The organism is Enterococcus sp. (assembly GCF_032555305.1).
Taxonomy (GTDB): domain Bacteria; phylum Bacillota; class Bacilli; order Lactobacillales; family Enterococcaceae; genus Enterococcus_A.
Genome location: NZ_JAWGOQ010000004.1, coordinates 204,322 through 216,532, shown reverse-complemented (window position 1 = coordinate 216,532; position 12,211 = coordinate 204,322). Strand labels below are relative to the sequence as shown.

Sequence of the window (12,211 nt, the reverse complement as noted above, 5' to 3'; positions counted from 1 at the left end):
GGCAATTTAGAAATATTTTGGTCTTATTGCTGTGAGACACAGCGATCGGTCTTTGGAGCTGATGTGGAACAGTACCTACTTGGTGCTCAAAAGCTGAGCAAGTTCGCGAAGCCTTTCTTATTTCTGAAAGAAATTTGAACAAACGCTTCCAAGAGATACTCCTTCTGATATGATAATAGGTAGAAGAAACGTTCAGAGGAGGTCGTCATGCAAAAAAGAATGAATCGTATCTCCATGGTTGCCGGCTATGGGATTTTTTTGATTGCTTTATTTTTTAGAATCATCGCTGGGATCAATCAGCGGTTCAGTTTGATTGAAGTCTGGCTCCGCAGTCTGTTTAGCGGGAATTTTCTCCATTTTTGGCAAAGCGAATTTTCGGAAGGAATCGGGGTTATGGTAGGGGCCGCTCCTTTTATTCTGCTGGTTTTGCTCTATCTTTCTGATGCTATACTGCTGACGCTCCAGCGGAAAATGCCAGTTCTAGAATCCGTAAAAATTAGCTGGCTCTATTTCACGACTTTTTTCTATTTCGTGTTTATCCAATTCTTCTCTAATAGTATTTGGTTAGGACTGATTCTAATTATAGGAGGTTTGGAATTTATTCTGAATCGCTATTTTGATGACAAGATCGAACGAGATCGAAAATATGCCGAGTCGCAAAAAATTGAAAAAGCGTATAACGAAGACCGCAAACGACGTTTAGCTTTTCCGGGGAAATATCCACCTGCGTTTCATCAGGTTATACGTAAAAATTTTCGCTATCATCAAAAAAATTATCTATTGTTAATTTTTGCGAATGCATTGGTTTTCTTTGTATTAGCTGTATTGCTGTTTACGTATCGCGAATTTAGCGGGACGCATACCCAGAATTCTATTTTTGATAAGACGGGTCTCTTGCGGATATTTATCGAATCGGGCGGTGTGCTGTTACTGCTGCTGCTTCTGTTTTTAACATTTGTGGATGGTTTGTACATTGATTTTAAGGCGAAGCACATGGAACTGTTCATCCAGTTAGGAATTCGCAAACGGACGTTTCTAATCATGCTGCTGGAGGAATTCAGCTTTTGTGCTTTGGCAGGCATTCTAATTGGTGGGGTAGCAAGTCTGCTGATCGCTAGAGAGTTTACTAATATTGGGTGGGCATTATTGCTTTACGTGGGACTAGTAATTGTGGCAATGGCTTTTCATCAAGAAAAAATATTGCGTTTAATTCAATTTAGACCGCGGGAGCAGGGCAAGCCGGATCGTCCCAATCAGCGCTGGACAACGTTGTTTTTATTGCTTGGCTTGCTTGCGTTAGCAATCATGTTTTGGTGGTTCCATCGTCGAAAATCAGCTGAGACTTTATTAGTGGTCGGAGCATTCATCGTTGCTTTGTGGGGACTATTCCGCGGTGTCGGCGGTCTTTATGTCAAGTATGCAAAAGGGAAACCTAAACTGCTTTTATCTCGCAATGATCTATTCTATCGCTTCCATAAAAGCATCAATGTCTTGATGCTAGCAACATTTTTGCAGGTACTAGCGGTAGGAATCTTTTTACCACGCTTGGTCACTTTTCAACAAACCGCAGTCTGTGACCTGTTTCCATATGAAGTCGTGGTGAAAGTCAAGCAGCCAGAAGTTAGCCAAGTTGAACATACTTTAGACAAAGAGAAGGCGACTTGGAAAAAATATCCGTTCCTTCCGGTAACCTCCGTGGACGGTGATCCAGAATGGGAAGTCTACGGCACAGTCCGCCCAATCATGTTTATTCAGGGACAGCATATCGGGATCTCTGAATCAACGTATCAACAATTACGTCAAGCCAATAATCTGGATAAACAGCCTCTGCAATTAAAAAAAGGACAGTGGCACGTGGTTTATCAACAGGCGATCAGTATCCGTGGACAGCCGATTGATTGGGATCCCCAAAGTGTACGGCCGCGCTTGCGGATCGGAACTCCTTTAGAGAGCTACAATACGACGAATGTTGATTTAATTTTCCCGATGCGTCACATCAAGAGTCAAGAACGTTTGATTTTGACTGGAATGTTTCAACGAGGGCTGCAGGAAAATATTCTCGTGTTAGAGGATGAGGAATTTGCGACCCTGGCGAAAAAAGATCAGCCTAATCAATTATTTTTGGTTGAAGATGGAAAAAAAGCCGCGCGATCTTTAAGCTTCTTAAAAGAAACCTACGCGGATGACAAGCGTTGGGATGATACGATTGAGCCTATTTATGAGAAGAAACAGCGTAAAAATAATGTTGTCACTGAAAATTATCTACAGGTCCTGCTGCTGATCTTTACCCTAGCTGTCTGTATCTTTATGTGTGTAGGAATATTAGTAGCAAAATTTGAAAGCGAACAAACCAGTTTGATTGAACGAAGAAGATTGTTGGATCAGCTGGGGATGCGAGAAAAGGAACAACGCAGTATGCTAAAACGACAAGCCGGCTTCTTTGTCACTTTGCCTTTAGTTGCAGGTTTGCTGTTAAGTCTTGGCTTTATCGGAATCATGGGGACACTGCGTTTCTTTTCGATACCAGAATGGCTGCAATTCAGCCGTATCTTTTTATTCGATTATGGCATTTATTTAGCAGCTTGGGGAATCATCGCGAGTTTGATCTATCGCAGAATTGAAAAGTGGAGGTAAGCAAATGGAGCCGATCATCAAAGTCACGAGCATTACAAAAAATTACGGGCAGCAGGAAGTATTGAAGGGCATTGATTTACAGATAGAAGCAGGCGATTTTACTTGTATTATGGGTCGCTCAGGTTGCGGAAAGACGACCCTGCTGAAAATTCTTGGCCTCATGCATCCGCCAACTGAAGGAGATGTTTTCTTTAAAGAACGATTAACTTCTGAACTTTTTCCAGATGAGATCTCTGATATTCGCAGGCGGAAAATCGGTTTTGTCTTTCAAGATTTCAACTTGATGGAGAGTATTACTGTACGGGAAAATATTCTATTGCCGGCAATTCTGGATAAACAAGATACGACAGAAGCAGAGGAACGGATGGTGCAATTTTTCCAAGTATTGCGAATTGAGCATTTATTGGATAAATTGCCGCATGAATTGTCTGTTGGGGAGAAGCAGCGAGCGGCGATTTGCCGAGCGCTGATGAATGAACCGGAGATCATTTTAGCGGATGAGCCTACAGGAAATTTAGACAGCAACGCTGGCGCAGAAGTAATCAATATTTTTCAGCGTATTAATCGAGAATTAGGGATCACGATTGTCATGATTACTCATGATAGCAAGGTTGCTCAAACAGCGAAGGATGTCATATTTTTGAAAGATGGACAAATCTATGATCGCCTGATCAATATTGTCGGCTCAGAGGCCAAGATCGCTGAAAAAATGCTGGAAGTCTAAAGAGAATACCAAAATAAGGAGCGTACCGAAAATCGGGCGCTTTTTTTGTTTGATTCTATTATGTGTGGAAAACCCCAGTGACAGTTAGCACAGCGGAACTCATTTTTTCAAAAACACAAAAAAAGAGCTCATCGGTGGGTAGCCGACGAGCAAAAGGAGTTAAAAAATGAAAAAGTGTTAGGGTTGTTTGTTGGTATGCTTATATAATAGCAACGAGTTGTGAATTATTTATGAATGAAGCTTGGCATAAAAGTAAAAAAAGTAGGTCGAAAAAAAGTCGATTAAATAGTTTGCTTAATAAATTCATTTCCAAGCTTCTACTGATTTGCTACAAAACGAAGTTAGATGGATTTAGATAAAAGAAAAGTCTAAAAGCATTCTTTCTTCGACAGGTCTATCATTCTCCTAAACTGCTGAAACAAGTAATAGAGCTGACAAAAAAAGAGCTCATCGGTGGGTGGCCGATGAGCAAAGGAGTTAAAAAATGAAAAAGTGTTAGGGTTGTTTGTTGGTATGCTTATATAATAGCAACGAGTTGTGAATTATTTGTGAACGAAGCTTGGCGTAACATTAAAAAAAGCTAGCGAGCTGTTACTATTTTTACTACATCATTTAATTTATTAAGTTGTAAATAAATATTTTAAAGCTTACAAAAAAAGGAGCTCACCGGTGGGTGGCCGATGAGCAAAGGAGTTAAAAAATGAAAAAGTGTTAGGGTTGTTTGTTGGTATACATTTATAATAGCAAGGAGTTGTGAAAAAAGTGTGAACGATGCTTGTTCGAAAATTAAAAATTCCATAAAGAAACTGGAACATAAATAACTTGACAAATAAATATGGCTTACTCTTTGACAAAAAAAGGAGCTCATCGGTGGGTGGCCGATGAGCAAAGGAGTTAAAAAATGAAAAAGTGTTAGGGTTGTTTGTTGGTATGCTTATATAATAGCAACGAGTTATGAAAAAATTGTGATGAAAGACTAGCGAAACCATTAATTTTATAAAAAATAAAGCTCATTGATAATTATAAACACAAAAACATTTACTTTTCTCTTGGAAAAGACCGTTCTTTTATATAAATCAATTCAAAATAGTTTAAATACAAATTCCTAATAACTTAATAATACTGCATGATTTTGATTGCTGAAAACATCACCTTGAATAAAAAAATGACCGAAGCAAAAGGCTTCGGTCATTTTTTTATTCATACACACGATTTTTCTTATCGTAAATATTACGAAGTTCCAAATATAGCGGAACGAGTTCGTTCTTTGTATATGGGAAGTCCAATTGATACAATTGGATATTTGGTTTTTCTTTTTTCAGCAGTGAAGACGAGCTGATGATCAAATCATAATCGTCCTTCAAGGATACGTCATATGGCTCTGCATCGATGAAACGCAAATCTTCCAAGAAACGATACAAGTCACGAACAAAGATGGCATTGTGCTCTAAAGCAATTCCAACCTTTAAGTTATGGGCATATGGAAATTGATTAAAGTATGGTAGTAACAATCGCTTGAATGCTCGGGTAATCATTGGATGAACAGAGCTGATAAAGCCGTATGACGGATTGTCTTTTGCCATTTGCATAAAGTTTTGGATGTTTTGGAATAAAATATATTCGCCTCGTGTTTGTTTTTCATTTGGATCCATCACCAATTCAATCATGCTTGGGAAGGGTTGACGGAAAATGAAGTAGCCAAAGGTAATGTTCAGCATATTTGCAACGACTAAAGGATCATCCATTATCTCCGGACGATCAGGAAATAACGCCTTTTTAGAAAAGTTGCGGAACTCTGTAACAAAATCATTGACTGGATTTGGTCGCGCATCAAAATCATGGATTGTTTGCTTCATGCTTTGATCATCACGGATCGTGTAGAATGGTGAATAGTGAGCTAAGAAATAAATAAAACTAGATTCACCCTTCAATTGACGAGTAGTCATCGGAACATCCACTAAGTCACGTAATGAAGTAAAATCGTAATAAGGATTGTCCTTCATTAGGAAATTGTAACGTGGATCGTATTTAACGAATTTTTTATTATTGACGCGGATCATGTTAATACTGGTGAACAACTTGATCTCTTGGGTCCCAAAGTATGTTCGTGATAACGGGAAATAATCTTTGTACGTGTCGACGATTTGATTCAACTGATGCTGGTCGACATTAAGTGGACATTCGATTCCGCGGGTTCCCAGCCATAACAAATCAAATAGAGCCAAACGGATTAAACGTTCGTCGCCGGACATACCGGCTTCTGTATATGTAAAGCGAATATTGAAGCGTTTCAAATGCTTTTTAAGCCGATCAATCTTACGGGAAACTGTGGAACGACTCACAAAATATTTTTCACAAAATTGTTCAATTGTTGGTTTTTCTTCATTTAAAAAGTATAGCATGAACTGGAACGGTACAGCCTGCTGCAATAGGTGGTAACGATATTCATCAACGGTCGCGTTGAGATTTTCTAAGTTAACCTTACCCGCACGCATCATGATGGTTTCATGGTTCGGACGAATTTCTGCCAATTCTTGGTCTATTTCATTTAACTCAATGACACTTTGTTGGTAGTTTAAATCTAAATCTTCTGACAATTGACTGATTGCTAGAACTTTTTTGGTAGATTGGTTTAAGTATTTAAAGATATTAAAACGTAAGAGGAGCGACGCATCAAACATAAGTTCCTCGTATAACATCTGTTTTCCTCCTTCATTAAATTAGGCCATTAATCTGAATTTTTTTAAGCATATTTCTACTATATTGTACTTTATTTACATAAACCTGTCAGTTATTAACCAGTAAAAAGTGAGTAAAATTATATAGGGAAAAACAATTATCATGCTATTCTAAGAAAGAAGGTGAAAAAAATGACTAAATCACGTTTAGAAGCATTTACTGATGGGGTAGTCGCGATTGTTCTGACGGTTCTTGTATTAAATATTCAAATACCTGACGCGCCATCACTGACCTCATTACTAAGTATTACGAATATATTATTTGCTTATATTGTTAGCTTTATTTTTGTTGCAGTGATTTGGGTGAATCATCATCGTATGATGCAGATGGCTGAAAAAATTAATTATCGGGTGATTTGGGCAAATATTTTTTGGTTATTTTGGCTAACTTTATGCCCGGCCGTCACGAGCTGGGTGGGGCGCAATCCTGACCATTTTTGGCCGGAGTTTTCATATGTTGCGGTCTTCACGATGTGGAGCTTTTCCTATGGCGTTCTTTCGAGGCAATTGATTCAAGCGAATGATCCTAACAGTCATGTGGCGATCGTTTTAAAGCGGGATCAGCGGAGCAAATTATCAATGGTGATCAATTTGGCTGTTTTAGCAGGTGTTTTTATTTTTCCGCCAATTGGGATCTTTGGCCGTTTTCTAGTTTCTGGAATTTGGATTGTTTCCTATCGCAAGGCAGATGAATACTATCAGAAGTTGTTTAGACAAAGAAATCGCGACAGAAGCTGAAACCTTCTGTCGCGATTTTTTATACTTGTGGATGTAAGACGCGATGCAAGAATTCTTTGGTACGCGCTTCTTTCGGATTGCCGAAAATGTCTTCGGGAGCTCCTTGTTCAGCGATCACTCCCTGATCCATAAAGATGACTCGATCAGAAACTTCTTTGGCAAAGGCCATCTCATGGGTAACGATAACCATCGTCAAACCACTCTCTGCTAATTTTTTCATGATCTGTAAAACGTCACCGACCATTTCTGGATCAAGAGCCGAGGTTGGCTCGTCGAACAACATTACCTCGGGATTCATTGACAAGGCGCGAGCAATCGCCACCCGTTGTTTTTGTCCGCCGGATAATTGCGCAGGTTTTGCATCGATAAACCGATCCATACCCACTTTTTCTAAGTTTTCCAGGGCAATTTTTTTGGCTTCCTCTTCTTTACGGCCTAGAACAGTCACTTGACCGCTCATACAATTTTGCAACACGTTCATATTATTAAAAAGATTAAAGGATTGGAAAACCATCCCTAGATGCGTTCGGTATTTTGGAAGGTTGTAACCAGGAGCTAAGACATTCTCTCCTTGGTAGACAATTTTTCCATCTGTAGGTGTTTCTAATAAATTAATGCAGCGCAGGAAGGTCGATTTCCCTGAACCAGATGCGCCGATAATTGTTACGACTTCTCCTTTGTTGACATTCATACTGATATCTTTTAAGACGAGATTATCGCCGAAGCTTTTTTTCAAATGTTCGATTTCAATGATACTACTCATAATGATCCTCCTTTAAACTATTTATCTTCGCCAACGGCTACATCAACATCATCTAAACGGACATAAGCAGAAGGGCCGTCCATTTTCTTCTCAACTACTCGTAAAATTCGAGTCGCTGTAAAGGTCAATACGAAGTAAATCACACAAATGATGAAGTAGGTCTGGAAGAACATGTAGTTCGTTCCAGCAGCTGATTTCCCTTGGAAGAACAATTCGGAAACAGAAATAATACTTAAAACAGAGGTATCTTTGATGTTGATAACCAACTCATTCCCTGTCGCTGGCAAAATATTTCGTAGTACCTGAGGTAAGACTACTTTGCGCATCGTTTGTCCATGAGTCATCCCGATAGCATGTGCCGCTTCAAACTGTCCTTGATCAACAGCATAGATTCCGCCACGAACGATTTCTGACATGTAAGCACCGGTGTTAATCGAAACAATGAATAAAGCTGCCGCGGTCCGATTTAAGTCAATTCCGAAGGCCATGGCGATTCCGTAGTAGATTACGGCCGATTGAACGATCATTGGTGTGCCACGGAAAATTTCGATATAGGCGTTTAGTAGCCAGCCGAAAACTTTCTGCAATCCGCGCTTTGCGGAGTTGTCTGATTCAGGAATTGTCCGGAAGACTCCGATTAGCAAACCAATCAAAGTACCGACGGTTGTACCCACAATCGCAAGTAGCAAGGTCATTCCTGTTCCACGTAAAAACATCGATCCGTTTTGCTTTAAGATACGAACAAATACATTTTCTTTTTTCCCTGAGTCGCTTTGTGTTTCATCGGTAGCAGGTTGATCTTTGATAGCCTGATCCATAATTTGTACTCGTTCATCCTGCGAAATGCTTGATAGAATCTGATTGACCTGAGTCATATCGGAGTCACCTTTGCGCATACCCACTGATACTTGAACATCTTCAGGATTTGTTTGGAATCCACTTGCTTTGTCAAATTCCACCATTTTTAGATCTGGGTTGACACTTTCAGCAGTGACACCTTCAGGGCGTTCACTGACATACCCATCGATTGTTCCTGATTCCAACGCGACACGCATAGCGGGGAAATTATCCATGGCTTCCTGTTTATTCACGTCAGGAATCTGAGGAATGACATCATAATGGAATGTGCTTAGCTGGGCAGTGATTTTCGCACCAGCAAAATCTTTAATTGACGTGGCTTTAGCATATTTTGTGTCTTTGCGTGTGACGATAACTAACTGGGATTCGTAATAAGGATCTGAAAAGTCGACTTCTTTACGGCGCTCAGCCGTTGGCGACATGCCGGCGATGATTGCGTCGATTTTCCCTGATTGAAGGGCGGGCAAGAGACCATCCCATTCAGTTTTGACAATAACTAATTTACGATTCATTTTATCTGCGATTTTTTTTGCCATTTGTACGTCATAGCCGCCAGCGTAGGCTTGGTCGCCTTGAATCTGTACGGCGCCATTCCGATCATCCTTTTGTGTCCAGTTGAAAGGCGCATAGCCGGCTTCCATGCCGACGCGTAACTCTCCTTCAGGTGTTTTGCTATCTGCATGTGTAAGTAACGGCGCTCCTAAAAATGAAATGAACAATGCAATAAGTGCGATAACTGAAAATTTTCTTCTATTCATAATTTCTCCCTTTCTTGAAATCACGAGATTGGGTAGGGCTGTCTTTGAAAATCTGCAACAAAAAAAGCCGCCGATTTGTCGATAAGGCCGCTTGCAGATAATAAGAAGATGATGTTCCCTCTCACAAAAACATAGCGCAACTTAGCATCACTGCTAAGACAGTCCGCAAGTTATTCGCTTGCGTCCCAACATACAAAATAAAGAGAATTTTGTACATTTCGGCGAAACTTCCTAGACCTATTTCAACGTGTCTCTACACTCCATAGGGTTAATAAGGTTCGCGACCTCTACCTCATTGTTCTGAGGCATCTCGTATTCAGTTATTATGTTTCACAGTCTAAAGGCTAGAAATGAAAAAGTCAATGGAAATCATTTGGAACGAACAAAAAAATGTTTGAACTTATTAAAATATAGGGAATGATTTGTCAAAAAGACAAAAAAAGCATAAATTCGTTCGTTATTCAATAAAACAGCAGCTTTTTTTCATACCGACAAACAGAATTCAACTGAAATAATGAAATAGAAATGATACGATAAAGTATTACCACGAATACAACAAAAAAATGACTTCGGTACAATCGTTTGCATTTTTACAACGTAAATTGTACTGAAGAATGATCGAAAATAAATCGGTTACATCCTATACTTTAGTCAGGAGGTGAGGAGAAAGTGAATTACAAGATGAGCTATCTCCTATCCAACAATCATAATTGTTACGTAACATTAAAAGAAGCGACACAACAAACTGGGTTATCTGCGAAAGAGCTCGCGACTCAATTAGCAGAATTGGACTTGATTGTAGAGACAACTGTTGACACTGAAGAACAACGGGTGTTCATTGCTCCGATATCGATTGAGCTGTGGACGCGAAAACTTGTGAATGAAACAAAAGACTATTTTATTTACTCTGAAGAGCAACGACAGGCATTGATTTATTTACTCAGTTATTCTGCTTTTGAAGAATTGTCACTCTTTCATTTCCAAGATTTTTTGGAAATCTCAAAAGGAACGGCGATCGCCGATGTAAAAAAACTGCGCACCTATTTAAGCTCACAAAAAGTCGAATTGGTCTACTCCAGAAAGGATGGTTTTTATCTTTCTGGTGATGAGCTGGAAATTCGGCGAGTCGCACAGAATTTTGTCGCGCTCTTAGTGCAAGATTCTATTGGCAAGTTTGGTTTGTTCTATTGGTTAAATCAATATGATCTGACGTTATATGCGCAGATCAGGGATGTTATTCAAGAGCAGACAAATGCGTTGGGACTGACGATTGTCCCCAGCAGGATCGATGAAGTCAGTTTACTGATTGGACTATCTTACAAACGAATTCACGAAGAACGATTAACAAAATTAACCGATCTGAATATTTTACAATCATTGACGGTCTATCAAGCGAGCGAAAAATTCTTTCAAATCTTTTTTAATGGAAGCAGTTCACATGAAATAGGCTATATGACAATCGTGTTGATGACGATTGTACAAGGGGAGATTCGTGATCTGCAATTGGATTTTTTATTGAGTTGTTCAGCCGAGATTATCCATCAAATGGAGAATTATTCGGCGATCCAATTTTCAAGTTTCCGCGAATTATTGATGAATGTATTCTATCACCTTGTTCCCGCCTATTTTCGTATTCGTTTTAGGTTTTACCTGCCAAATGTCTTGATTGAAAATATCCAAATGGACTATCCAGAAATTTTTGAATTTACGAAAAAGGCTTTGGATCCGCTAGAGAAAGTTGTGGAACAGAAAATTCCCATTGAAGAAGTCGGGTTCTTTTCAATTTTATTTGGTGGCGCTATCACAAATCAAAAAGCTGAAGCGGTAGAAAAGGAAGTACGAGCGATGATCGTTTGTCCAAGTGGAATCAGTTCTTCGTTGATCTTACAGACTGAGTTGAAAAAAATGTTCTCGACGATCCATTTTCAAGAAGCCAGTTCGGTAGATCAATTGCAAAGTGTCTCGGAAGAAAACTATGATGTGGTTTTCTCAACGATACCCTTGGATAGTAAGAAACGTGTTTATCTCGTTAAACCACTAATGTCGCAACTAGAAAAAAATCAATTAATCAATCAGGTTCAGGAAGAGCTGCTCGTTCCCGGTTTTTCAATGCCGAGCGCCGAAGAGATTATTAAGGCTTTATCCCCTTATATCGAATTGAAAAAAGGTGTAACGGATGAAAAATTGTACAAAGTATTAAATAAAAAAATGAACCGTTTAATTGAGCAAAAGGAGGACAATCGTCCAATGCTAACAGAACTTATTACTCCAGAAATGATCCAAATCAGTGAACAAGTGGCTGATTGGGAAACTGCCATTCGTTTAGCGGCACAGCCTTTGGTAGATAGCCAAAAAATTGAGAACCGTTATTCGGAAGCAATGATCGATAAAGTAAAACAATATGGCCCCTTTATCCATATCGGTAAAGGAATCGCTCTGCCGCATGCCCGGCCAGAAGATGGTGTAAAGGCGTTAGGCATGTCGTTATTAAAGATAGAAAAACCGGTATTATTACTGGATGATGAAAAGCACGATATTCAACTATTTGTCTGTCTAGCGGCAGTCGACAATGAAGCCCATTTACGTGCGCTGTCCAGCCTAACAAAACTATTATCCAATCGGAAAAACTTGGACGATTTATTAGCGGCAACAACTAAAGAAGAAATCACAACTATTTTAGCTAGAGGAGAGAATAACTAATGAAATTTGCAGCAGTATGTGGATCAGGCTTGGGATCAAGCTTTATGGTGGAAATGAATATCAATAGTGTTTTACAAGAATTAGGCGTAAGTGATGTAGAAGTGGCTCATTACGATATGGGAAGTGCGACACCAGATTTGGCGGATGTCTTCTTTGTTGGAACCGACTTAGCAGATAGTGCTCAACACCTTGGAGAGGTTGTCGTCTTAGACAGTATTATTGATATGGATGAACTTAAAACAAAGGTTCAGGCAATTTGCGAAGAAAAAAACTTACTATAATTAACTAAACGGGGGAA

8 protein-coding genes and 1 riboswitch are annotated in these 12,211 nt (G+C 39.4%); of the genes, 5 read left to right on the top strand and 3 right to left on the bottom strand.

Going from position 1 to position 12,211, the window contains the following annotated elements; all coding sequences use genetic code 11:
* The first annotated feature begins 207 nt into the window (after positions 1-207).
* Together E6139_RS05335 and E6139_RS05330 are read left to right on the top strand one after the other, a co-directional pair.
* On the top strand, positions 208-2,634 hold the full coding sequence (locus E6139_RS05335) for a hypothetical protein (RefSeq protein ID WP_316402005.1): 2,427 nt from the start codon (positions 208-210) through the stop codon (positions 2,632-2,634).
* Between the two features lie 4 nt (positions 2,635-2,638).
* Positions 2,639-3,358: an ABC transporter ATP-binding protein gene (locus E6139_RS05330; RefSeq protein WP_316402004.1), complete on the top strand. Its 720-nt coding sequence runs from the start codon at positions 2,639-2,641 to the stop codon at positions 3,356-3,358.
* 1,196 nt (positions 3,359-4,554) lie between these two features.
* On the opposite strand, the gene E6139_RS05325 is transcribed toward E6139_RS05330, so the two are convergent.
* Positions 4,555-6,057, bottom strand: a complete 1,503-nt coding sequence (locus E6139_RS05325) for a helix-turn-helix domain-containing protein (protein WP_316402003.1) — start codon at positions 6,055-6,057, stop codon at positions 4,555-4,557.
* Between the two features lie 171 nt (positions 6,058-6,228).
* Here E6139_RS05325 and E6139_RS05320 point away from each other — a divergent pair, with 171 nt between their 5' ends.
* The gene (locus E6139_RS05320) at positions 6,229-6,834 is read left to right on the top strand and encodes a TMEM175 family protein (protein WP_316402002.1); all 606 of its coding nucleotides are present in this window, start codon (positions 6,229-6,231) and stop codon (positions 6,832-6,834) included.
* 19 nt (positions 6,835-6,853) lie between these two features.
* On the opposite strand, the gene E6139_RS05315 is transcribed toward E6139_RS05320, so the two are convergent.
* Both E6139_RS05315 and E6139_RS05310 read right to left on the bottom strand, forming a co-directional pair.
* A complete protein-coding gene (locus tag E6139_RS05315; RefSeq protein ID WP_316402001.1) occupies positions 6,854-7,597 on the bottom strand; it encodes an amino acid ABC transporter ATP-binding protein in 744 nt (247 codons plus the stop codon).
* A gap of 17 nt (positions 7,598-7,614) precedes the next feature.
* On the bottom strand, positions 7,615-9,213 hold the full coding sequence (locus E6139_RS05310) for an ABC transporter permease subunit (RefSeq protein WP_316402000.1): 1,599 nt from the start codon (positions 9,211-9,213) through the stop codon (positions 7,615-7,617).
* A 124-nt stretch (positions 9,214-9,337) separates the two neighbouring features.
* A riboswitch (Lysine riboswitch) is annotated at positions 9,338-9,511 on the bottom strand.
* Positions 9,512-9,882: 371 nt separating this feature from the next.
* Here E6139_RS05310 and E6139_RS05305 point away from each other — a divergent pair.
* Both E6139_RS05305 and E6139_RS05300 read left to right on the top strand, forming a co-directional pair.
* The gene (locus E6139_RS05305) at positions 9,883-11,913 is read left to right on the top strand and encodes a BglG family transcription antiterminator (RefSeq protein ID WP_316401999.1); all 2,031 of its coding nucleotides are present in this window, start codon (positions 9,883-9,885) and stop codon (positions 11,911-11,913) included.
* Positions 11,913-12,194 carry a PTS sugar transporter subunit IIB gene (locus tag E6139_RS05300; RefSeq protein WP_316401998.1) on the top strand — a complete coding sequence of 94 codons (282 nt, stop codon included), beginning with the start codon at positions 11,913-11,915 and terminating at the stop codon, positions 12,192-12,194. The genes E6139_RS05305 and E6139_RS05300 overlap by 1 nt, the downstream gene beginning before the upstream one ends.
* Positions 12,195-12,211: the final 17 nt, after the last annotated feature.

Excerpts from the sequence above, each read along its gene's own strand:
- E6139_RS05335 (WP_316402005.1), top strand. The coding sequence starts at position 208 with ATGCAAAAAAGAATGAATCGTATCTCCATGGTTGCCGGCTATGGGATT.
- E6139_RS05330 (WP_316402004.1), top strand. The coding sequence starts at position 2,639 with ATGGAGCCGATCATCAAAGTCACGAGCATTACAAAAAATTACGGGCAG.
- E6139_RS05325 (WP_316402003.1), bottom strand. The coding sequence starts at position 6,057 with ATGTTATACGAGGAACTTATGTTTGATGCGTCGCTCCTCTTACGTTTT.
- E6139_RS05320 (WP_316402002.1), top strand. The coding sequence starts at position 6,229 with ATGACTAAATCACGTTTAGAAGCATTTACTGATGGGGTAGTCGCGATT.
- E6139_RS05315 (WP_316402001.1), bottom strand. The coding sequence starts at position 7,597 with ATGAGTAGTATCATTGAAATCGAACATTTGAAAAAAAGCTTCGGCGAT.
- E6139_RS05310 (WP_316402000.1), bottom strand. The coding sequence starts at position 9,213 with ATGAATAGAAGAAAATTTTCAGTTATCGCACTTATTGCATTGTTCATT.
- E6139_RS05300 (WP_316401998.1), top strand. The coding sequence starts at position 11,913 with ATGAAATTTGCAGCAGTATGTGGATCAGGCTTGGGATCAAGCTTTATG.